The organism is Nocardioides sp. Soil805 (genome assembly GCF_001429625.1).
Taxonomy (GTDB): domain Bacteria; phylum Actinomycetota; class Actinomycetes; order Propionibacteriales; family Nocardioidaceae; genus Nocardioides.
Genome location: NZ_LMSU01000001.1, coordinates 1,244,606 through 1,266,378, shown reverse-complemented (window position 1 = coordinate 1,266,378; position 21,773 = coordinate 1,244,606). Strand labels below are relative to the sequence as shown.

General features: G+C 71.9%; 18 protein-coding genes and 2 pseudogenes. 12 read left to right on the top strand and 8 right to left on the bottom strand.

All coding sequences use genetic code 11. The features are described from left to right. Positions 1-20: 20 nt before the first annotated feature. Positions 21-380: an antitoxin gene (locus tag ASG94_RS21275; protein ID WP_082623968.1), complete on the bottom strand. Its 360-nt coding sequence runs from the start codon at positions 378-380 to the stop codon at positions 21-23. 62 nt (positions 381-442) lie between these two features. Between ASG94_RS21275 and miaA the strand changes: the two genes are divergently transcribed. The 10 genes and pseudogenes from miaA (at position 443) to ASG94_RS06240 (ending at position 12,842) form a co-directional block, all read left to right on the top strand. Beyond that, positions 443-1,381 carry a tRNA (adenosine(37)-N6)-dimethylallyltransferase MiaA gene (gene miaA, locus ASG94_RS06280; RefSeq protein WP_056925476.1) on the top strand — a complete coding sequence of 313 codons (939 nt, stop codon included), beginning with the start codon at positions 443-445 and terminating at the stop codon, positions 1,379-1,381. 72 nt (positions 1,382-1,453) lie between these two features. Continuing rightward, complete coding sequence (gene ggt / locus ASG94_RS06275) at positions 1,454-3,292, top strand: gamma-glutamyltransferase (RefSeq protein WP_056926325.1); 1,839 nt, start codon at positions 1,454-1,456, stop codon at positions 3,290-3,292. Beyond that, entirely contained in the window at positions 3,289-3,804 is a 516-nt protein-coding gene (locus ASG94_RS06270) for a dihydrofolate reductase family protein (RefSeq protein ID WP_056925475.1), read from the top strand. Before ggt ends, ASG94_RS06270 begins: the two co-directional genes overlap by 4 nt. Before the next feature lie 62 nt (positions 3,805-3,866). After that, entirely contained in the window at positions 3,867-4,655 is a 789-nt protein-coding gene (gene dapF / locus ASG94_RS06265) for a diaminopimelate epimerase (RefSeq protein ID WP_056925474.1), read from the top strand. Positions 4,656-4,841: 186 nt separating this feature from the next. Further along, positions 4,842-5,618, top strand: coding sequence for an SDR family NAD(P)-dependent oxidoreductase (locus tag ASG94_RS06260; RefSeq protein WP_056926324.1), 777 nt, complete (start codon positions 4,842-4,844; stop codon positions 5,616-5,618). A 78-nt stretch (positions 5,619-5,696) separates the two neighbouring features. After that, positions 5,697-6,254, top strand: a pseudogene (locus tag ASG94_RS22590) (thrombospondin type 3 repeat-containing protein); the annotation flags it as partial. Further along, positions 6,243-6,437, top strand: a pseudogene (locus tag ASG94_RS22640) (thrombospondin type 3 repeat-containing protein); the annotation flags it as partial. The pseudogenes ASG94_RS22590 and ASG94_RS22640, both read left to right, overlap by 12 nt. Before the next feature lie 466 nt (positions 6,438-6,903). Next, positions 6,904-8,430 carry a GTPase HflX gene (gene hflX / locus ASG94_RS06250; RefSeq protein WP_056925472.1) on the top strand — a complete coding sequence of 509 codons (1,527 nt, stop codon included), beginning with the start codon at positions 6,904-6,906 and terminating at the stop codon, positions 8,428-8,430. 44 nt (positions 8,431-8,474) lie between these two features. Next, on the top strand, positions 8,475-10,778 hold the full coding sequence (gene secD / locus ASG94_RS06245) for a protein translocase subunit SecD (RefSeq protein ID WP_056925471.1): 2,304 nt from the start codon (positions 8,475-8,477) through the stop codon (positions 10,776-10,778). 75 nt (positions 10,779-10,853) lie between these two features. Then, a complete protein-coding gene (locus ASG94_RS06240; RefSeq protein ID WP_442938459.1) occupies positions 10,854-12,842 on the top strand; it encodes an ATP-dependent DNA helicase in 1,989 nt (662 codons plus the stop codon). A 35-nt stretch (positions 12,843-12,877) separates the two neighbouring features. Here the strand turns inward: ASG94_RS06240 and ASG94_RS06235 are convergent, their stop codons facing one another. From ASG94_RS06235 to lexA, 4 genes are all read right to left on the bottom strand, one after another. Further along, on the bottom strand, positions 12,878-14,191 hold the full coding sequence (locus tag ASG94_RS06235) for an alkaline phosphatase family protein (RefSeq protein ID WP_082623967.1): 1,314 nt from the start codon (positions 14,189-14,191) through the stop codon (positions 12,878-12,880). 9 nt (positions 14,192-14,200) lie between these two features. Next, complete coding sequence (locus ASG94_RS06230) at positions 14,201-15,862, bottom strand: alkaline phosphatase D family protein (protein ID WP_056925469.1); 1,662 nt, start codon at positions 15,860-15,862, stop codon at positions 14,201-14,203. A gap of 120 nt (positions 15,863-15,982) precedes the next feature. After that, positions 15,983-16,888, bottom strand: coding sequence for a phosphatase PAP2 family protein (locus ASG94_RS06225; RefSeq protein ID WP_056925468.1), 906 nt, complete (start codon positions 16,886-16,888; stop codon positions 15,983-15,985). A 91-nt stretch (positions 16,889-16,979) separates the two neighbouring features. Continuing rightward, entirely contained in the window at positions 16,980-17,705 is a 726-nt protein-coding gene (lexA, locus tag ASG94_RS06220) for a transcriptional repressor LexA (protein WP_056925467.1), read from the bottom strand. A 390-nt stretch (positions 17,706-18,095) separates the two neighbouring features. Here lexA and ASG94_RS06215 point away from each other — a divergent pair, with 390 nt between their 5' ends. Continuing rightward, on the top strand, positions 18,096-18,389 hold the full coding sequence (locus ASG94_RS06215) for a LysM peptidoglycan-binding domain-containing protein (protein WP_056925466.1): 294 nt from the start codon (positions 18,096-18,098) through the stop codon (positions 18,387-18,389). Between the two features lie 233 nt (positions 18,390-18,622). Here ASG94_RS06215 and ASG94_RS06210 read toward each other — a convergent pair whose 3' ends face one another. Both ASG94_RS06210 and ASG94_RS06205 read right to left on the bottom strand, forming a co-directional pair. Continuing rightward, positions 18,623-19,237, bottom strand: coding sequence for a hypothetical protein (locus ASG94_RS06210; protein WP_056925465.1), 615 nt, complete (start codon positions 19,235-19,237; stop codon positions 18,623-18,625). A 263-nt stretch (positions 19,238-19,500) separates the two neighbouring features. Continuing rightward, entirely contained in the window at positions 19,501-20,115 is a 615-nt protein-coding gene (locus ASG94_RS06205; protein WP_156411439.1) for a DUF6318 family protein, read from the bottom strand. 132 nt (positions 20,116-20,247) lie between these two features. Between ASG94_RS06205 and ASG94_RS06200 the strand changes: the two genes are divergently transcribed. Beyond that, positions 20,248-21,228, top strand: a complete 981-nt coding sequence (locus ASG94_RS06200) for a CAP domain-containing protein (protein ID WP_056925463.1) — start codon at positions 20,248-20,250, stop codon at positions 21,226-21,228. Positions 21,229-21,241: 13 nt separating this feature from the next. Here ASG94_RS06200 and ASG94_RS06195 read toward each other — a convergent pair whose 3' ends face one another. Beyond that, positions 21,242-21,583 (bottom strand): hypothetical protein, encoded by a 342-nt coding sequence (locus ASG94_RS06195; protein ID WP_156411438.1) that lies wholly within the window; start codon positions 21,581-21,583, stop codon positions 21,242-21,244. Positions 21,584-21,773: the final 190 nt, after the last annotated feature.

Genomic DNA, 21,773 nt, shown 5'->3' with positions numbered 1-21,773 from the left:
ACCCCCTCAGGGGGTGGGCCTCAGGGGCGGGGCGCCGTCCCGGTGGCCGGGTTGGTCGGGTCGGTGGGCAGTCCCGGGTTGTCGGGGTCGGGGGTCGGCACGGGAGGCGGGGCCGGGACCGGGCCGGGGCCCGGCGAGGGCACCACGTCGGGGTCCGGGGTCGGCTCGGTGGTGGACGCGCGGAGGTCGTCGTCCTTGCCGTCGAGCCCCTCCAGGCCCTGCTTGGCCTTGGCGATCCCGGTGTCGATGTGGTCGCTGTGCTTGCCGCCGGTCTTCTTGTCGATGGCGGCCCCGGCCTTGTCGAGGCCGTCCGCGATCTTGTCGCCGTGCTTGTCGACGGCGTCGGTGAGCTTGGCCTTGGCGTTGTCCAGGAAACCCATCTGGTCCTCCGTGGTCCGGAGCGGCCCGAGCGGGCCGCGACTCGTTTGGAACACTACCGACCATGCCCGACGCGACCCATCCCGTGACGGTCGCCGTGGTGGGGGCCACCGCGTCCGGCAAGACGGGCCTCGGCCTCGACCTCGCCGAGCGGGTCGGCGGCGAGGTGGTCAACACCGACGCGATGCAGGTCTACCGCGGGATGGACGTCGGCACCGCCAAGCTGCCCCCCGCCGAGCGCCGCGGCATCCCGCACCACCTGCTCGACCTGCTCGACGTCACGGAGACCGCCACCGTGGCGCAGTTCCAGGTTTGGGCGCGGACGGTGATCGCGGAGGTCCACGGCCGCGACGCCACCCCCGTCCTGGTCGGGGGCTCGGCGCTCTACACCCGCGCGATCCTCGACCGCTTCGAGTTCCCCGGCACCGACGACTCGCTTCGCCGTGAGCTCGAGGCCGAGCTCGAGCGTGTCGGGCCTGCCGCGATGCACGAGCGGCTCGCCCGCCTCGACCCCGAGGCCGCCGACCGGATCCTGGTCGACAACGGCCGCCGCGTGGTGCGCGCGCTGGAGGTCATCGCGCTCACGGGTCGCCCGTGGTCCGCGAGCCTGCCGCAGCTGGAGTACGCCGACCCGCTCACCCTGCAGGTGGGCGTGGACATCGACAGGCCCGCCCTCGACGCCCGCATCGACCGGCGGGTCCGCGAGATGTACGACGACGGGCTGGTGGAGGAGGTGGAGCGGCTGCTCGACCTCGGGCTCGAGCAGGGACGCACCGCCGGCAGGGCGATCGGCTACCGCGAGGCGGCGGCGTACCTCCGTGGCGAGCTCGGCCGCGAGGACGCGATCACCCGCACCCAGGCCGCGACCCGGCGCTTCGCGCGGCGCCAGGACTCGTGGTTCCGCAAGGACCCGCGCGTCGTCTGGGTCGCGTACGACGACCCGCAGCGGCTCGAGCGCGTGCTCGCCGCCGTCGAGGCCGTCCGCGAGAGCGTCCACCCCTGAGGGGATCGACAACCACACGCCCGGGGGCGCAGGGTGGGACCCCCGTCCCTCGGTGCCGTCTCGGAGGCCGCCATGCGCATCGCCCTACCCGCCCTCGCCACGTCCGCGCTGGTCGCTGGGCTCCTCGTGTCCGCCGCCCCGGCCCCGGCCGACGAGCCGACGCCCGCCCCGGCGGCCCGGCCGACGGCCAAGGTGCCGACCTCGGTGGGCTACGGCGGCGCGGTCACCACGGTCGACCCGGAAGCCAGCGCGGCGGCGCTGAAGGTCCTGAAGAAGGGCGGCAACGCGGCGGACGCCGCCGTCGCCGCGGCCGCGACCCTGGGCGTGACCGAGCCCTACAGCGCCGGCATCGGGGGCGGCGGCTACTTCGTCCACTACGACGCGAAGAGCGGCAAGGTCAGCACGATCGACGGACGCGAGACCGCGCCGGCGACGATGCCGAACGACGCGTTCGTCGACCCGGCAACCGGCAAGCCCTACACCTTCACCCCCGACCTGGTGACCAGCGGCGTGAGCGTCGGTGTCCCGGGCACCGCGGCCACCTGGGCGCGGGCGCTCAAGCGCTACGGCACCCTGTCGCTGGCCCAGGCCCTCAAGCCGGCCATCAAGGTCGCCGAGCGCGGCTTCGTCGTGGACGACACGTTCCACCAGCAGACGGTGGACAACGAGGAGCGCTTCAACGCCTACTGGGCCAGCCGCCAGCTCTTCCTGCCGGGCGGCGAGGCCCCCGAGGTCGGGTCGATCTTCAAGAACCCGCAGCTGGCGACGACGTACGCCATGCTCGGCGAGGAGGGCGTCGACGCGTTCTACGAGGGCAAGCTGGCCCGGCTGATGACCAAGATCGTCCGTGACCCGCGCACCACCCCGAGCACCGAGCTGCCGGTCCCGCGCGGCTACCTGTCGCGCAAGGACCTGAAGAACTACAAGGTGCTCAACCAGAAGCCGAGCCGCACCCGCTACCGCGGCTACGACGTCTACGGGATGAACCCGTCCTCGTCCGGCGGCACCACCGTCGGTGAGGCACTCAACATCCTCGAGCGCTACGACCTCTCCTCGATGACGACCACCCAGGCCCTCCACCACTACCTCGAGGCGAGCGCCCTGGCGTTCGCCGACCGTGGCAAGTACGTCGGCGACCCGGCCTTCGTGGACGTCCCCGTGGGCCGGCTCCTCGACGACCGGTACGCCGCCGAGCGCGCCTGCGCGATCAGCCCGACCGCCGCGATGACCAAGCCGACCGCGGCCGGCGACGTCACGTCGTACGACGGGGTGTGTGACGCCCCGGCAGCCCGCGGCAGCGACGACGCCGACACCGAGAACATCTCGACGACCAACCTCACGGTGGCCGACAAGTGGGGCGACGTCGTGGAGTACACCCTCACCATCGAGCAGACGGGTGGCTCGGGGATGACCGTGCCGCGCCACGGCTTCCTGCTCAACAACGAGCTCACCGACTTCTCCACCGTCTACGACCCGGCCGACCCCAACCGCATCCAGCCCGGCAAGCGGCCGCGCTCCTCGATGAGCCCCACGATCGTGCTGAAGGACGGCAAGCCGTTCATGGCGCTCGGCTCGCCCGGCGGCTCCACGATCATCACCACCGTGCTGCAGATGCTGGTCAACCGGATCGACCTGCGGATGGACGTCGCCGGGGCGATCGCCGCGCCGCGGGCCGCGCAGCGCAACACCGCGAGCGTGACCGCCGAGCCGGCCTTCATCACCGCCTACGGTCCGGGCCTCACCGCGCTGGGCCACAAGCTGGCACCGGCCGGCGACGCCTTCACCAGCGCCTCCGAGATCGGTGCCGCCACGGCGATCGAGTTCGGTGCCGGTGGGCTGCTGACCGCGGTCTCCGAGCCGGTGCGTCGGGGCGGCGGATCCGCCCGCGTCGTCGAGCCGGGCCGGCCATGAGCACCATCTACTACACGGGCTGCTCGCTCGACGGCTTCATCGCGACGACCGACCACTCGCTGGACTGGCTGACCTCGCGCGACATCGACGAGAACGGCCCGATGCACTACTCGGCGTTCCGGGAGCGGATCGGCGCCTGCGTCATGGGCGCCACCACGTGGCAGTGGATCCTCGACCATGACGACGACCCGTGGGGCGACCTGCCGACCTGGGTGATGACCCACCGCACCTTCGAGCCGGTGAAGGCGGTGAGGTTCAGCGCCGACCCGGTCGAGGCGGTGCACGCGGCCGCTGTCGAGGCGGCCGATGGCAAGGACGTGTGGCTCGTGGGCGGCGGGGACCTGGTCGGGCAGTTCCACGACGCCGGGCTCCTCGACGAGGTCTGGATCCAGTACGCCCCAGTCACCCTCGGCGCCGGTGCCCCGGTCCTGCCGCGTCACGTCGAGCTGCGGCTCGAGGAGGTCGAGCGCAACCACGACTTCGCCTGCCTGCGGCACAGCGTCGTGCGGTGACCGGCGTCGTGCGGTGACCGGCGTCGTGCGGTGAGCGCTGCGGTGCCTGCGACACTGGGGGAGTGAGCTACCGCTTCCTCAAGGGACACGGCACCCAGAACGACTTCGTCGTGCTGCCCGACCCCGACGGCACCGTCCACGGTGACCTCGATCCCGCCCGGGTCCGCGCGCTGTGCGACCGCCGGGCGGGGATCGGCGGCGACGGTGTGCTGCGGGCGGTGCGTCAGGGCGACGGCTGGTTCATGGACTACCGCAACGCCGACGGCTCCCTGAGCGAGATGTGCGGCAACGGCGTGCGCGTCTTCGCCCGCTACCTCCACGACCACGAGGGCGAGCCCTTCCCGATCGCGATCGCCACACGCGACGGCGTCAAGGTGCTCAGCGACGCAGGCGACGGCCTGCTCACCGCCGACATGGGCTCCCCGCGCGTGTACGACGCGACGACGGTCACCGTCGACGGCACCGCGCACGAAGCCCGCCACGTCTCGATGGGAAACCCGCACGCGGTGGCCCACGTCGACGACCTGGACCAGGCGGGCTCGCTGCTGGTCGAGCCCGGCTACGACCACGAGGTCTATCCCGACGGCGTCAACGTCGAGTTCGTCGTACGCCGCGGCGAGCGGCACGTGGCGATGCGCGTGCACGAGCGCGGGTCGGGCGAGACCCTCTCCTGCGGCACCGGCGCCTGCGCGGTGATGGTCGCGACCGCGCTGGCCGACGACGCGCCGCGCGGCACGTCGTACCGCGTCGACGTCCCCGGTGGTCGTCTCGACATCGTGTGGACCCAGGACGACCGGGTGCTGATGACGGGTCCCGCCGAGCTGGTCGCGGAGGGCGAGACCGACCTCTGAGTGGTGGCGCGGGTGCGCAGTCATGACGGTGGTGCTGGGTCCCTTACCTGTGCGGGTGTGCCGCCGTGACGGTGGTGCTCCCTCCCTTGGCTGCGCGGGTGCGCAGGCAACGAAGGTCAGATGCAGCTCCAGTCCCGCGCGGGTGCGCAGGCAAGCCGGCCGGGACCGGCGAATATGCTCGCGCGCATGGACATCACCGGAGCTTCCGCCATCGTCACCGGAGGGGCGTCGGGCATCGGCGCCGCCGCCGCCCGAGCCCTCGCCGCCCGCGGCGCGATCGTCGTGGTCGCGGACATCGACGCCGAGAAGGGCGAGGCCCTCGCCGCGGAGATCAAGGGCGTCTTCGCCCGCGTCGACGTCACCGACACCGAGCAGATCGCGGGCGCCGTCGAGGCGGCCGCGGAGATCGCCCCGCTGCGTGCCTGCGTCAACTCGGCCGGGATCGGCTGGGCCCAGCGCACGATCGGTCGCGACGGCGAGCTCGCCTCGGCGCACGACCTCGGCGCGTTCCGCAAGGTCGTCGAGATCAACCTCATCGGGACCTTCGACATGACCCGCCAGGCCGCCACCGCGATGTCGCGCAACGAGCCGGACGCCGATGGCCAGCGCGGCGCGATCGTCAACCTCGCCTCGGTCGCGGCCTTCGACGGCCAGATCGGCCAGGCGTCGTACTCCGCGTCCAAGGGCGGCGTGGTCGGCATGACGCTCCCGGTGGCGCGCGACCTCGCGGCCTCCGGCATCCGCCTCAACACGGTGGCGCCGGGCCTGGTGGACACCCCGATCTACGACGCGTTCCCGGAGCCGGAGGCCTTCAAGGCCAAGCTGGGCGAGTCGGTGCTCTTCCCCAAGCGCCTCGGTCACGCCGAGGAGCTGGCGAGCATGGTCGTGGAGTGCCTCACCAACTCCTACATGAACGGGGAGACCATCCGCGTCGACGGTGGCATCCGGATGCCTCCGAAGTAGGCGGTCGCACCGGCGCGTTTGATCGGCAGCGGGACCGGGAAGGGACGGCTCGACCCGCCGCCGTCGACAGGACGTCCCATGGATCGACCGTTCCGCCCGCGCCGCCTGCTGGGCGCCGCGCTCGCCGTGCTGCTGGGCGCCACCGGCCTCGCCGCCCTGGGGGCGGCACCCTCGTCCGCGGGTGAGCCGATGCCGTGCTCCGTCACGCTCGGTGGCAGCTCGGTGGCGTCGCCCTACCGCTCGCCGGGGACGTCCGAGGTCCGCTCCGTCGACATCGCCTTCGACGTGGTGCCGCTGGGGCCGGACCACCAGATGATGAGCGTCGTGGTCAGCGCCACCGGGGCCGGGTCCGGTGCGCTCGTGCAGTGGTCCGAGATGGTGCCCGGCACCTACGAGTTCGTGCAGTCGGGATGGACCGACGGCTTCTACCGGCCAGGTGATCCTCCCGGCCGCTACCAGGCCACCGCGGGCAACGACGTGGCGCGGGAGGGCTTCGCACGCGCCTTCGGCACCGTCAGCACGGAGTCCGAGAGTGGGTGGATCGACAACGTCCGGTACACCATCACCTACGCCGACTGCGACGTCGACGGTGACTTCCGGCCCGACTCGGTCGACAACTGCCCGATGGTGGCCAACGACGACCAGCGCGACTTCGACGCTGACGGAGTCGGGGACGCGTGCGACGCGGACCTGGACGGCGACGGTGCCGACGACTCCGTGGACAACTGCCAGCGGCTCGCCAACGACCAGACCGACAGCGACCGTGACGGGATCGGGGACGCCTGCGACGCCACGCCGTACCCGCCGACGCCTCCGCCGACCCCGGCTCCCACGCCGGCTCCGACCCCGGCGCCGGCCCCGGCCCCGGCGCCGACGACCACTCCGACGACCGCTCCGACGACTCCGCCGGCGGCGACCACCCCCGCGGCGGCCGCGCGCACCGTGTCGCTGCGCTACCGGGCCCGGCGACACGCGCTGACCGGCGTCGTGGCCTCGGACGCCAGCGCCTGCGAGGCCGGCGCTGCCGTGACCCTGTGGCAGAAGAGGCGCGGCGCCGACCGCCGCCTGGTCATCCGGCCCACGACCGACCGGGGCCGGTACCGCATCCCGCGGGTCCGGCGGGGCGCCACGTACTACGTCACGGTCGCCGCCGATGTGGGGTGCACCGGGGCGCGGTCACGCGAGGTCCGCCCGCGTCGCTGATCCTCGGGCCCACGCCGGGGGCGACGCCGGAGGAACGAATTGAGTCGCGGTCCGTGGGGTGTCGGCCTACTCTTGACGGCATATGACGAACGCACCTGACTTCAGCCTCGACGCCGAGCTCGACGCGACCCGCGCCTGGGACGACGACTCCGAGGGCAGCGACGGCTCCGACTGGGAGAGCGGCTACGCCGACGAGGAGATCCTCTCCGCCGACGGTCCCGACCCCGAGGAGGCCGACGACCTCACCACGGGTGAGCAGGACCTCGTGGCACGTCACGCCCTGCGCCGCGTCGCCGGCCTGCGCACCGAGCTCGAGGACATCACCGAGGTCGAGTACCGCCAGCTGCGCCTCGAGCGGGTGGTCCTGGTCGGTGTGTGGATCGACGGCACCGTGACCGACGCCGAGAACTCGATGGCCGAGCTGGCGCTGCTCGCCGAGACGGCCGGCTCCGAGGTCCTCGACGCGATCTACCAGCGCCGCACCAAGCCGGACCCCGCGACGTACATCGGGCGCGGCAAGGTCGAGGGGCTGCGCGAGATCGTGCAGGCCACCGGCGCCGACACGGTCATCCTCGACGGCGACCTGGCGCCCAGCCAGCTGCGCAACCTCGAGGACAAGCTCAAGGTCAAGGCGATCGACCGCACCGCGCTGATCCTCGACATCTTCGCCCAGCACGCGAAGTCCAAGGAGGGCCAGGCCCAGGTCGAGCTCGCGCAGCTGCAGTACATGAAGCAGCGCCTGCGCGGCTGGGGTGGCAACCTCTCCCGCCAGGCGGGTGGCCGCGTCGGCGCGGACGGCGGCGGCATCGGCGGCCGCGGTCCCGGTGAGACCAAGATCGAGACCGACCGACGCCGCATCAACACCAAGATCGCCAAGCTCCGGCGCGAGCTGAAGGACCTCAAGGGCACCCGCGAGACGATGCGCCAGGAGCGCTCCCGCAACCACATCCCGAGCGTGTCGATCGCCGGCTACACCAACGCCGGCAAGTCGTCGCTGCTCAACCGGCTCACCGACGCTGGCGTCCTCGTCGAGGACTCGCTGTTCGCGACCCTCGACCCGACGACGCGGCGTACGACGACCCGCGACGGCCGTATCTACACGATGTCCGACACGGTCGGCTTCGTGCGGCACCTGCCCCACCAGCTGGTGGAGGCGTTCCGCTCGACGCTGGAGGAGGTCGCCGAGTCCGACCTGATCCTGCACGTCGTCGACGGCTCCCACCCCGACCCCGAGGGCCAGCTGGCCGCGGTCCGGGAGGTCTTCGCCGAGATCCACGCCGACAAGGTGCCCGAGCTGGTCATCATCAACAAGGCCGACGCCGCCGACCCGCTCGTGCTCGCCCGGCTCCGGGCCCGCGAGCCGCACAGCGTCGTCGTGTCGGCCCGCACGGGGGAGGGCATCGAGGACGTCCTCAGCGCAGTCGAGGCCGATCTGCCCCGTCCGACCGTCGAGTTCTCCGTGCTGCTGCCCTACGAGCGCGGCGACCTCATCAACCGGCTGCACCAGGAGGGCGAGATGACCTCCCTGGAGCACACGGCCGACGGATCGCTGGTCTCCGGTCGCGCCAACGCCGACCTGGCCGGCGAGCTGGAGCCGTACGCCGTCTGAGGCCGATTCACGGGCCTCACCACTCGTGGTAGAGGATGTCGCCCATGTCACGCGGTGCCCTCGTTCGCTTCCTGCTCGTCCTCGGTCTCCTGGGCGGGTGCCTCGCGCTGACGCTGGGGGTCAAGCCCAACCTGGGCCTCGACCTGCGCGGTGGTGCGCAGTTCGTCTTCCAGGCCGAGAGCACCGGCTCGGTCGAGGCCAACGCGACCAACGTCGACAAGACCGTCGAGGTGCTGCGCGGGCGCGTGGACGCCCTCGGCGTCGCCGAGTCGACCCTGGCGCGCCAGGGCGAGAACCGGATCCTCGTCGAGCTCCCGGGTGTCAGCAGCGACGAGGAGGCCCAGCGGGCCGAGGAGCGGATCGGCCAGACCGCCCAGCTCTCCGCCCACCCCGTCCTCAAGAGCCTGCCGTCGAAGCCCACCGAGGACCAGGTCACGAAGGCCGAGGAGAAGGGCAACCAGATCCTGCCCTCCGACCAGGGCGACTGGCTCGAGGTCGGCCCGGCGGTGCTCGCCGGCTCCGACATCACCGGCGCCGACGCGGTGCAGCCGCAGAACAGCGTCGCCTACTCGGTCTCGCTCGACTTCAGCGGCAAGGGCGGCGACGCCTGGGCCGACGTCACCGGCAAGGCGGCGTGCAACCCCACGGGCGACCCCAAGCGGCGCGTCGCCATCGTGCTGGACGACGAGATCATCACCTCGCCCCAGGTCAACGAGGGCGTGGGCTGCGACGTCGGCATCCAGGGCGGCAGCACCGAGATCACCGGTGACTTCACCCTGGCCGAGGCCCAGGACCTGTCCGCCCTGATCGAGGGCGGCGCGCTGCCCCTGGAGCTGAAGCTCATCTCCGACCGCCTCGTCGGCCCCACCCTGGGCGAGGAGGCGATCAACGCCTCCATCGAGGCCGGCATCATCGGGCTCATCCTCACCGGCCTGTTCATCGTCGTGGTCTACCGCCTCGTCGGCGCGATGGCCACGCTCGCGCTGGCGTCGTACGCCCTCATCGCCTACGCGATGCTGCTGGCGCTCGGCTCCACGCTGACCCTCCCCGGCCTCGCCGGCTTCGTGCTGGCCATCGGCATGGCCATCGACGCCAACGTGCTGGTCTTCGAGCGAGCGCGGGAGGAGTACGCCGCCTACCCCTCGGCCGGGCTGCGGCGCGCCCTCGCCGTGGGCTTCAACAAGGCGTGGAGCGCGATCATCGACTCCAACGTCACCACCCTCCTCGCGGCCGCCCTGCTCTTCATCCTGGGCTCCGGCCCGATCAAGGGCTTCGGCGTCACGCTGTCCATCGGTGTCATCGCCTCGATGATCTCCGCGCTGGTCATCGCCCGGGTGCTTGCCGAGCTGAGCGTGTCCACCAAGGCCGTCGAGCGCCGCCCCGCGATCAGCGGGCTCGGCAACATCGGCCGGGTCCGCGCCTGGCTCGACCGCTCCGACTTCGACATCATGGGCAAGCGCCGCATGTGGCTCGGGATCTCCGGTGCGGCGCTGGTGCTGGCCATCTCGGGCATCGTCACCCAGGGCCTCAACCTCGGCGTCGAGTTCTCGGGCGGCCGCCAGCTCGACTACTCGGTGAGCGAGGAGGTCTCGGTCGACGACGCGCGCGCCGCGATCGCCGACGCCGGCTTCCCGGACGCCGTCGTCCAGGAGGCCGACACCGCCGACTTCACGGTCCGCACCGGTGTGATCAGCAACGACGAGGAGCAGCAGATCGAGGAGGCGCTCCAGACCGTCGGGGGCACCGTCACCAAGGAGGACGACCAGACGATCGGCGCCTCGCTGGGCCAGGAGCTGCGCGACAAGGCCCTGATCGCCTTCGGCATCGCGCTCCTCGCCCAGCTGCTCTACCTCGCGGTCCGCTTCAAGTGGACCTTCGGCGTCTCCGCCGTGGTCGCGATGGCCCACGACGTCATCCTGGTCGTCGGTCTCTTCGCGTGGCTGGAGAAGCCGATCGACGGCATCTTCCTGGCCGCCGCGATGACGATCATCGGCCTCTCGGTCAACGACACGGTCGTCGTGTTCGACCGGATCCGCGAGCGCTGGCACGGGTCCCGGCCGGAGGACTCGTTCGACACGATGGCCAACCGGGCCGCCATCGAGACGATGCCTCGCACGGTCAACACCGGTCTCGGCACGATGTTCATCCTGGCGGCCCTGGCGATCCTGGGTGGCGACTCGCTGCGGGACTTCGCGATCGCCCTGCTGGTCGGCCTGATCGTCGGCACCTACTCCTCGGTCTTCACCGCCACCCCGATGCTGACCTACTTCCAGCAGAAGTGGCCGATGGGCCGGGTCAAGAAGGAGAAGGTCGTGCGTACGCCCGACGACTCCGGGGCCGTCATCTGACCGGCTCGGCCGCTCCCTCCGGGGGCCTGTGGAGTGGCGTCGGCGACTGTCGGTGCCGCCGCATAGGGTGCTCCGGTGCCTGATTCCGACTCCCGCGTGACCACCCTGCTCCACGAGGCCGTCACGGCGCTCGGGGGGCAGGAGCGTGCGGGCCAGGTCGAGATGGCCGAGGCCGTGGCCACCGCCTTCACCGAGGGCGAGCACCTGCTCGTCCAGGCCGGCACCGGCACCGGCAAGTCGCTGGCCTACCTCGTCCCGAGCCTGCTCCACAAGGAGCGGGTGGTGGTCGCCACGGCCACCCTGGCGCTCCAGCACCAGCTCGTCGAGCGCGACATCCCCCGGCTCGTCGAGGCCGTCGGCGCGCAGGTCGACGCGTCGTACGCCGTGCTCAAGGGCCGCTCCAACTACGCCTGCCTGCACCGCATCCGCGAGGGCGTGCCGGACGACCAGGGCGCGCTGGTCGACGTCCCCGTCGGGTCGATGGCCGAGAAGGTGCTCGAGCTGCGCGGCTGGGCCGAGGAGGAGGCCGAGGACGGCGGCACCGGCGAGCGTGACAACGCCCCGCGCCACACCGACCGCGAGTGGCGCCAGGTCAGCGTCAACCACCGCGAGTGCCTCGGCGCGGCCAAGTGCCCGTTCGGTCAGGAGTGCTTCGCCGAGCTCGCCCGGGAGAAGGCGCAGCGCTCCCACCTCATCGTCACCAACCACTCGCTGCTGGCCATCGACGCCATCGAGGGCGTGCCGATGATCCCGGAGTACGACGCCGTGGTCATCGACGAGGCCCACGAGCTCACCGCCCGGGTCACCCAGGCCGCCACCGACGAGCTGGCCGTCGGCGACGTCGAGCGGGCAGCCCGGCGTTCCCAGCGGATCGTCGAGGACGACTCGGCCGACGCGCTGGCCGAGGCCGCCGACGCGCTGTCGGACGCCTTCGAGGCGACCTCGGCCGGTCGCATCGAGCGGATGCCGGAGCAGCTCGGGGCGGCGCTCGAGCTGGTGCGCGACGCAGCGCGCGCCTGCCTGTCGGCGTACCCCCGCGAGACCGCCGGCGACGGCGAGGGCGACCCGGGGCGCACCCAGGCCAAGGGGATGGTGCAGGACGTCTTCGCGCACGCCGAGCGGATGGCCGCGGCCTTCGAGTCCGACGTGCTGTGGCTCAGCGAGCCGCCGCCGCAGGCAGCGACCCGCATCCCCGCACGGCTGCACGTCGCGCCGCTCCAGGTGTGGGGGCAGATGCGCGACAAGCTGCTCTCCGACAAGACGGTGGTCTTCACCAGCGCCACCCTGATGCTGGGCGGCGACTTCAACGCCGTCGCCAGCTCGATCGGGCTCAAGCCGACCGAGCGGGTCGAGGCCGGGGGCCCGTCCCCGGAGGACACCCCCGACGGTGTGCTGCCGTGGCGCGGGATCGACGTCGGCTCGCCGTTCGACTACGGCCAGCAGGCCATCCTGTACGTCGCCCGCCACCTCCCGCCGCCCGGGCGCGACGGCCTGGTCAAGGCGCAGCTCGACGAGATCTGCGAGCTGGTGGACGCCGCCGACGGCCGCACGCTGGGGCTCTTCTCCTCGCGTCGCGCCGCCGAGGCCGCGGCCGAGCACGTCCGCGAGAAGCTGCCGCACCTCACGACGCTGGCGCAGGGTGACGCCCAGCTCCCCGAGCTGGCCAAGCAGTTCGTCGGGGACCCGCACACCTGCCTCTTCGGCACCCTGTCGCTGTGGCAGGGCCTGGACGTGCCGGGGGACACCTGCCAGCTGGTGCTCATCGACCGGATCCCGTTCCCGCGCCCCGACGACCCGCTGATGTCGGCCCGCCAGCGGGCGGCCGACAAGGCCGGTGGCAACGGCTTCATGCAGGTCGCCGCCACCCACGCCGCGCTGCTGATGGCCCAGGGGGCCGGGCGGCTGATCCGCACCACCACCGACCGCGGCGTCGTCGCGGTCCTCGACCCCCGGCTGGCCACGGCCCGCTACGGCGGGTTCCTGAAGGCCTCGCTGCCGCCGATGTGGACCACCACCGACCCGGCGCTGGTCCGCAAGGCCCTCGCGCGGCTCGCCGCGGGCTGAGGCCCCGCCGCGCCGGTCCTCGGCGACCGCGCGCCTCACGCCAGCCGCGACGTCCCGTCGTACCCGCCGACGGGCGCCCCGACCCCGAAGAAGTCCGCGAGCGTGGGGGCGACGTCGAGGGTGCGGGCCTGCTCGGAGGCGGTGGCACCGCGCGGTACGACGGGGTGCCCGCCGCCGATGAACCACGGGATCGGCCGGGTGGCCGGGTGACCGTGGTTGCCGGGGATCGGGTTGGACCAGATGTCGGGATCGGTGAAGCGCCAGCCGGCCCGGGCATGGACGACGACGTCCCCGCCGAGCGGGCCGGTCCGCAGGGTCGGGTCGACGAGCGGGTCGAGTGCCTCGAGCACTCCCGGGGTGTCGGAGGCGAGGGCGATCATCCTGGCCACGGCGGCGCCCCGTGAGGCGGGGTCGCCCGTCCAGTAGAGGAGGTCGGCGCCCCCGTTGTCGGCGATGACCACGTGGCCGGCGAGCAGCGGGTCGGCGTCGAGGACGGGCTGCAGGTGGATGATCGAGGCGGGTCGCGACCAGTCCATCGAGTGGTCGGCGAGGACGATCACGATCGAGTCCTGCCAGCGCCCCGACCGGACGAGCTCGTCGACGAAGCGGCCGACCTGCAGGTCGGTGGCCGCCAGCGCCGCCTGCCGCGCGAGCCGCAGCGAGAGGGGGCCGGTGAGGTCGGAGTGGCCGACCCGGTCGATGTCCCCGAGGTTGATGAAGACCATGTCCGGGTCGTGCGCGTCGAGCATCGCCAGCGCCGCGTCCATGGTGGCGACGTCGGGGGCGTGCCCCGAGACGGGGATCACCGGCGCCGGTTCCCAGCGGTGGGTGGCCCGGGCGCCGAAGACGCCGTACAGGTACTCCTTGCTGAGCACCGTGCCGGTCGTGAGCCCGGCGTCGTTGAGGCGCTCGATCACCGTGCCGATGGTGATGTCGCCGGGCCGGTCCAGGTCCCGGACCACCCCCTCGGTGCGGTCGTAGACGGAGTTGGCCGGGACGCCGCTGCGGTCCGGTCGCACGCCGGTCATCATCATCACGTGGTTGGGGATCGTCTCCATGATCGGCATCGAGGAGGCGAAGGGGTGGTTCAGGCCCGCGTCCCTCAGCGCGGCCGCCCGCGGCATCAGGGGGGCGGTGACCTCGTCCGGGCGGCACCCGTCGAGGACGAGGACGTAGGCCCGCTTCGGTGACCGGGCCGCTGCCGCGGGCGCGCTGCCGACCGCCGTGGAGATCGCCACGGCGGCACCGCCGGCACCGACGACCTTCAGCAGCGACCGGCGTCCGGTGCGGATCTCGTCGAGACCGTCCGCGAAGGCGGGGCGTCGGGTGTGGGGGGTGGGCTCGCACATGGTTCCTCCTCAGGCGCCGGTGACGGGCCGGTCGACGGGCATGACCTTGCTGGTGCCGGACCGCGTCGCCCACGACGTGGCCCAGGCGGCGGGTGCGTTGCGGTCCGCGCGGTCGCCGATGACGTAGTAGTCCATCTGGGCCCGCGCCGGTGTCACGTCGAACACGGAGTAGCCGTGGTCGTCGAAGTTGAGGTAGCGCACGTGGCGGTTGCTGGTCTGGATCGCCGCCTCGACGGTCAGGCTGGCGGTCCTCGGGGGTGCGCCGGTGATGTCGTCCAGGTTGTTGGAGGTCACCGAGGTGCACACGAACTCGACGCCCGCGGAGTCGCCCAGCGGGTACGTCGCGGCGTCGTAGGGCAGGTCGCACGCCCAGGCGGAGTGGATGTCGCCGGTCAGGAACACGACGTCGCGCACGCCCCGGTCGCGGATGTGCGTGAGGACCTCGCGTCGGTCGTCGGTGTAGCCGTCCCACTGGTCCACGTTGTACGGCGCGCCGTCGCGCGGCAGGATCCCGGTCACGTCGTCGACGGGACCGATGAGGGCCTGCGGGACCTGGGCGAAGGTGACCGGCGCGATCATCACCGGGTTGCCGACCAGCTTCCACTGGGCAGGAGCGGTCAGCGACGCCTTGAGCCAGTCGAGCTGGGCGCGCCCCGCGATCGTCCGCTCGGGGTCGTCGACGGCGGGGTCGAGCAGCGGCGTCGCCGCCTGCTGGTCGCGGTAGGTCCGCAGGTCGAGCATGCTGATCTCGGCCAGCCGCCCGAAGGTGAGGCGGCGGAAGAGCCGGGTGCCGTCGTCGAGGGTCGCGGTGCCGTCCATGCGCACCGGCATCCACTCGTCGTACGCGCGGTGCGACCGGTCCCGGCGCAGGGTGTAGTCGCCCTCCTCCGGTTGGTGGTTCTCGGCGCCCCCGCGCCACGCGTCGTTGGTGACCTCGTGGTCGTCCCACGTGACGATGAAGGGGTAGCGCGCGTGCAGTGCCTGGAGGTCGGGATCCTGCTTGTACTGCGCGTGGCGGCGGCGGTAGTCGGCCAGCTGCACCATCTCGGTGGCCGGGTCGTGGGGGCGTACGTCGACGTTGGCCCGGCCGTAGCCGTACTCGCCCGGGCCGTACTCGTAGAGGTAGTCGCCGAGGTGCAGGATCGCGTGCAGGTCGTCGCGGGCGGCGAGGTGGCGGTAGGCGCTGAACCAGCCGGCCTGCAGGTTGGCGCAGCTGACGACGCCCAGGCGGAGGTGGTCGGGGGTGGACGCCTCGTCGGGGGCGGTGCGGGTGCGCCCGACCGGGCTCGTGACACCGCCGGACACGAAACGGTAGTGGTACCAGGTCTCCGGCTCCAGGCCGCCTGCGTCCACTTTGACGGTGTGGTCGCGCGCGGCCGTGGTCGTGACGGTGCCGGCGCTGACGACCTTGCGGAACGACGCGTCCCGGGCGACCTCCCACCGGACCTTCGTCGCCGGTCCCAGCCCGGAGCCGGGGGTGGCGTCGGGGCTCGGGGTGACCCGCGTCCAGAGCACGACCTGGCGGGCCAGCGGGTCGCCCGAGGCCACGCCGTGGCGGAAGATCCCCGGCGGGCTCAGCTGGCCGGCGGCCGGGCTCTGGGCGGCGGCCGCGAGACCGGCGCCGGCGGCGGCGCCGGAGGCGAGGACGGTACGTCGATGCAGGGTGGTCACACTCCAGTGAACGACGAACCCGCACTGAGATCACGCCGGAACGGGTGTGAGCACCGTCCGTTCACCCTGCGTTGGAGCGACAGTCCACCCCCGGCTGCCGGCGGCGTGGCCCGTCGTCGCTCAGTGCCGCGCGGGGCGGTCCGCGTCGGCGTTGGCGTCGTCTTCGGAGTCGCGCGGCCTGGGGAACCGGATCGGCCCCTCGGTGCGCTCGGGGGCCGAGTGCGTTCCCCGTGCCGGTGCGTGGGGAACCGGATCGGCCGCGCCGGCCGCGGTCGGGCCGGTCTCGTTCCCCACCGAGGGCGGGCCGACGGCCTGCCAGGCGATCAGGACGACCGCCCAGCCGGCGACCACGTCGAGCACCCAGTGGTTGCCGGTGCCGACCACGACGATGCCGGTGAGCACGGCGTGCGTCCAGGCGAACACCACGACCGCACGTCGTCGTACGACGTGGGTGACCGCGAGCGCCACCCACAACGCCCAGCCGGCGTGCATGCTCGGGAAGGCGGCCAGCTGGTTGGTCAGCCAGCCCATGCCCTGCGGCGCGGAGGCCTCCCCGCCCCACCAGCCGGCGGCGGAGTGCAGGGCCAGCAGGTCGGTCCACCCGCCCAGCAGGCGCGGCGGCGCGGTGGGCATCGTCAGGTAGGCGACCAGGGCCACCCCCGTGGCGCCGACCAGGGCGAGCCGGGCCGGCGCGTAGGCGTCCCGGTGCCGGAGGAAGAGCCAGATCACGACCAGCAGGGTCAGCACGTAGTGGGCGCCGGCGTAGTAGAACGACGCTGCGACGCCCACGGTGTCGTGCTCGACGAACCAGCGGTTGAGCCCACCCTCGACGTCGAGGCGCAGCAGGCGCTCCACGTCGAGGATGCGGACGGCACGGGTGACGGCGGGGGACAGGGTGTCGTCGGCGAGCACCCGGCTGGCGGCGTACCCGACGTACACCAGCGCAAGGACCCCGAGCTCGCGCAGCCCGTCGCGACGGGGGCTGGCAGCCACCGTCGTCGCGGGCGCTGCGTCGAGAAAGGTCACTGGTCCAGTGAACGTCGTCCGGCCAACAATTGCATCGGGTAATTCCCCGTCGCTCCCCTTACCTGGGTATCAGGGATCCCCGAGGGACGCCTCACATGCGACGCAGGACCGCGGTGACCTTGCCGAGGATGGTGGCGTGCGTGCCGTCGATGGGCTCGTAGGCGTCGTTGTGGGGGAGCAGCCACACGTGGCCGTCCTTGCGCTGGAACGTCTTGACCGTGGCCTCGCCGTCGATCATCGCCGCGACGATGTCGCCGTTGGCGGCGGTCTGCTCCTGACGGATCACCACGTAGTCGCCGTCGCAGATCGCCGCGTCGATCATCGAGTCACCGGAGACCTCGAGGAGGAAGAGCGTGCCCTCGCCGACCAGCGACTTGGGGAGCGGGAAGACCTCGGAGATCTGCTCCTCGGCCAGGATCGGACCACCGGCCGCGATGCGCCCGACCATCGGGACGTACGTCGCGGGGGGCGCGGTGTTGCCGATGTCGGTCTCGTCGATGCTGGTCTCGTCGGCGCTGGAGATGGAACGACGGGCGGCCATCACCTCGGGGAGGAAGACCTCGATGGCGCGCGGACGGTTGGGGTCGCGCTTGAGGAAGCCCTTCTCCTCCAGCACCTTGAGCTGGTGGGCGACGCTCGAGGAGCTGGTGAGCCCCACGGCCGCGCCGATCTCGCGCATGCTGGGCGGGTAGCCCCGGGTCTCGATGGCCTCCTTGATGGTGGCCAGGACGCGCTGCTGACGCGGGGTGAGTCCGGTCGCGTCGGGCGGGCCGTCAGGCATCTCGACGACCTTGCCGCTGCGGTCCTTGCTGGCCATGTACGTCCTCCTGCTGCTGGGCCTGTCTCGACGGCCTGTCTCGGCTGCCTTCTCAACTGCTGGGCTCAACCGTAGTCCTGTCGCCGCCGGGACTTCAAACATTTGTTCGAACCGCGTGTCGTTGCTTAGGACGAAATCTCGCTCGAACAAATGTTCGTCAGAGCCCTTGCGTCGTTCGAACACACGCTTTACTGTCGAACACGTGCTCGATCGAACGTCTGAGCGAACCACCCATTGTCGGTGGCTCCCTCTAGACAAGTCCTGACCGATCCGGTCGACACCACCTACCGGCTGACTCTTCCCCTGGAGGCCACCATGAGCACCGCCACCGTCTCACCTGTTTTTGCCCCGACCCGCACCGCTCGGGTTGCCCGTGCGCCGAAGCCGTCCGTGCGACTGACGCGCCGCGGCCGCCTCGTCGTGCTGCTCGCGGCGCTGGCCATCGTGCTCTGCGCGGGCTTCTTCCTCGGCTCCGTCGCGGTCGGCACCGACGAGGCCGGCCAGGCGCCGGCCACCGAGATCGTGATGGTCGAGCCCGGCCAGAGCCTGTGGAGCATCGCCTCCGAGCTCACCGACGGTGGCGACGTTCGCACCACCATGCGCGAGATCGAGCGGCTCAACGCCCTCGACAGCGTCGCGCTCTCCGCGGGGCAGAAGCTCCGCGTGCCGGTCAGCAACGACTGACCTTCTGATTTCCGCCAGCCGACTCGACCCCGGCTGGCGGGACCGGGGAAGACAAGGGGTGGGCCCGTTCGGGCCCGCCCCTTGCGGCGTCTCGGGCACCTCACCCGGTCCAGCCCCGTGTCCGGGGGCCTGCGGCGGACCCGGGAACGGATGGCGGCCCGTGCGGTCCGTCTGGTGGACCTGTCAGGCCGCTGTCCCGTTCAGGCCGGGTTGGACGGGTCGGAGGCGTTGGATCAGCGGACGAGCTGGGGCTTGGCCTCGAGCACGGCGACCGTGACCGGGGTGCCGCCGATGGTCACGGTGCCGTCGACGGGGCGCCAGTCGCCTTGGCCGGCAACCTTGAACTGCGCAGCCCAGGTGGTGTCGACGCTGAGCTGGAGCCCTTCGGCGGTCTTGGTGTAGGTGTGGGTGATGAGATCCGCGGTGTCGGCGCCCTTGGTCCATGGCTTCCCGGGTGTGGTGGTCGTCTGCGTGGTGGCGTCGCCGTGGTGCCAGACGAACTGGCTGGGCCAGACCTCGAGGGTGATGTCGAGGTTGACCTTGCCGAGGTGGACCGGGATCTGGGTGCGCTCCGCTGCGGTCGACAGGATCGTCGGGAGGTTGACCAGGGTCTCGCCGCCCGGGGGCTGGACGTTGATCGTGGACTCCGGGAGTGGGACCTTCTTGAAGGCCGCGAGGACTTCGCCGGGGATGTCGACCGGAGTCTGCGTGGTCTGCGTGGGCGGCGGATCCCCGGGGCACTGCGTCGCTTGGTCGATGACGTCTCCATTGGCTGCCAGCTCAAACCAGGTTGCTGCCGGCGTGCCGTCCTCGCAGATGTATGTCCCGACGCATCCGGACGGACTCACGGTGTCGCATGCTGGCTGAAGCACCCAAGTGGTGGGGCTAGCGGACTGATCGGAACCGCCTGTGTCTGACGTGGACTGGGCTGTGCCGGAAGTCCCGTCAGACGCATCCTCTTGCTGTTGCGCGTAGACCACGATGCCAGTGCCGCTGCCTTCAGCACCCTCAGTTTCCCCGCCGAGGGCAATTGCGGGGTGAGATCCCCCTGCGGCAGTGAATGCAGCGAGCGCCACAGCAGCCGCGATCACCCATCGATTAGCGCGCGAACTCATAGCAGCGTCCAATCGGCCATCTGCCAGTTGCCTCTGGCTTGACGGACGGCTGTGAAGTCGAACTTTGACCTGCCGGCGGGGTAGGTCCCGTCGAGCCCGTCGACCTTGCTGCCGCGGATCACCTGCTCGGAGTGGTGAACGGAGACGCGTCCGGCGAAGGAAGAGCCTCCTCCCGGCAACTGCCCCCTATCGGAGGCGCGTATCGACACGACTTCGTAGGCGCCGCCCTGAATGGTGCCGCCGGCCTGGTATGTCTGACGGACGGCGTCCAGCGCGCCTCGACAGGTCTCGCAACCCGCGATTGCGACGTCTTGGAGCCGCGTCGTGTCGCCCGACTCCTGTGAGTAGGTGAGGAGCGCGAAGTAGTAGCTCACAAACGCCTCCGCGGCCTCCACCCCATCCCCCTCCGCCTCCGGCGGAAGCGTCGGCTCGACCGGCCCGGTGTCCGTCTCCACCGCCGATGGCGAGGAGGTCGGGTCCGGCATCTGGGGCGTGGGCTCGTCCTCCGAACACCCGGCTAGCAGCAGCGGCAGGACGCAGGCGGCCGCGAGAGTGCGGCGTACACGACCACGATTCATGGAGGCCTTCTTTCCCGAGAGCGTCGGATCCATGCCCCCGCACGGACGACGAATCCCAAACTAGGGGAGTCGCGGCGCCAGATCGACCCCCAGTTCCCGGGCTGTGGAGGACGCAGACGAGCGCTGAGGAGTACGTTCGCCACCCCACCGCCGAGAGGCCAGACCATGCGCCGACGCAGCTCGTTCGCCGTCCTGCTCGCGGCGTCACTCGTGACCCTGACGCCCCTCACCAGCCAGGCCGTCGGCCACGACGTGGCGCACGAACCATCGACGACCGCCGAGAGCGGGCCCATCGACACCTCGAGCAGGGCGAGCGTCCGCGAGGCCTACCGCCGGTTCTGGGTCAGGGGTGAGGAGTCGCGGCCCCGCTGGATCGGCGGCAGCGTCGAGGACTGCAGTCCCGGTCGCCTGGCCGACGGATCGACGCGACGACAGCTCGACGCCATCAACTTCGCCCGACGGATGGCCGGCCTGGACCCCGTCGTGCTCGACACCAAGGTCGTCCCCAGCGCCCAGGCCGCGGCACTGATCATGACGGCGAACCACGCCGTCAGCCACGACCCGCCGCGTGAGTGGCCGTGCTGGACGCGGACGGGTCGCGACGCGGCGAGCCAGTCGAACCTCTACGAGGGCACGCCGCGGGAGAGCAACAGCGACAAGATCGAGGCCTACCTCGACGACTGGGGTGGCGGCAACCACCGCGTCGGCCACCGCCGCTGGCTGCTCTACCCCGACCTGCGCTCCGTCGGGATCGCCGGCACGGAGCGCGCCAACGTGACGTACCTCTTCGGCAGCCCGTTCGACGAGGCCGCACCCGACCCGCAGTGGGTGCCATGGCCGACGGCCGGCTGGTTCCCGTCCCGGCTCGACCCCCGCGGGCGCTGGTCGCTCGGCTCGGGCGCCGACGACACCGACTTCAGCGACGCCCGGGTCAGCGTCACCTACCGCGGCGAGCCGGTCTCCGGCATCCGACTCCGCACCCCGGACGTCGCCCCGGGCAAGCCGACGCTGGTGTGGGAGATGCCGGCCCGTGCCTGGCCGAGCAGGCCGGTCGGTGCGGCGGAGGTCACCGTCAGCGGGATCGTCGTCGACGGCGTGCCGGGTCAGGTGGCGGCGTACACGATCCGCTTCTTCAGGACGCGCTGAGCAACAAGGAAGCTCAGCGAGCCGCGCGACGCCCACCCGCGACGCGCGGGGGAGCGGGCTCGGACGGTACGTCGGGTGCCGAGGTGATCCCGAGCGCACGCAGCAGGCGGGCGATGAGCATCAGGCCGGTGAACAGGCAGGCGACCGCGCCGATCGAGGCCAGCGCGAGGAACGCCCAAGAGGACGACTGGCCGCTGCGCGCCGAGGTGCCGAAGTCGATGGCGAGGTAGACCAGGTAGCCCCAGGCGACCACGCACAGCGTGATCCCGGCGGCCAGCGCGAGCGCGGTCCTGTTGATCCCGGAGCGCTGGCGAGCGCCCCGTCTCGCCCCTGCGCGCTTCCCCGAAGATGCCACGGGAGCATTGTGTCCGATGGGGGCGTGCGGCGTTGTCGGAACGCGCCCGGAGAGACCCCCGACACGCCGCCCGAACGGGCCACCCGAAGACCGAAATCGAGGGCCTCGGAGGCACTGACCTGCGGTTTTACCCGGGCCCCCTCGTAGCCCCCGGATGATCATTTCGAACCACTTGCAGAAGTCTCCGCAC

Bases quoted from the DNA above. Each gene is read 5' to 3' on its own strand.
- ASG94_RS06260 (WP_056926324.1), top strand. From the start codon at position 4,842: ATGGACATCACCGGAGCTTCCGCCATCGTCACCGGAGGGGCGTCGGGC.
- ggt (WP_056926325.1), top strand. From the start codon at position 1,454: ATGCGCATCGCCCTACCCGCCCTCGCCACGTCCGCGCTGGTCGCTGGG.
- ASG94_RS06270 (WP_056925475.1), top strand. From the start codon at position 3,289: ATGAGCACCATCTACTACACGGGCTGCTCGCTCGACGGCTTCATCGCG.
- ASG94_RS06205 (WP_156411439.1), bottom strand. From the start codon at position 20,115: ATGGATCCGACGCTCTCGGGAAAGAAGGCCTCCATGAATCGTGGTCGT.
- secD (WP_056925471.1), top strand. From the start codon at position 8,475: ATGTCACGCGGTGCCCTCGTTCGCTTCCTGCTCGTCCTCGGTCTCCTG.
- ASG94_RS06235 (WP_082623967.1), bottom strand. From the start codon at position 14,191: ATGTGCGAGCCCACCCCCCACACCCGACGCCCCGCCTTCGCGGACGGT.
- lexA (WP_056925467.1), bottom strand. From the start codon at position 17,705: ATGGCCAGCAAGGACCGCAGCGGCAAGGTCGTCGAGATGCCTGACGGC.
- hflX (WP_056925472.1), top strand. From the start codon at position 6,904: ATGACGAACGCACCTGACTTCAGCCTCGACGCCGAGCTCGACGCGACC.
- ASG94_RS21275 (WP_082623968.1), bottom strand. From the start codon at position 380: ATGGGTTTCCTGGACAACGCCAAGGCCAAGCTCACCGACGCCGTCGAC.
- ASG94_RS06200 (WP_056925463.1), top strand. From the start codon at position 20,248: ATGCGCCGACGCAGCTCGTTCGCCGTCCTGCTCGCGGCGTCACTCGTG.
- miaA (WP_056925476.1), top strand. From the start codon at position 443: ATGCCCGACGCGACCCATCCCGTGACGGTCGCCGTGGTGGGGGCCACC.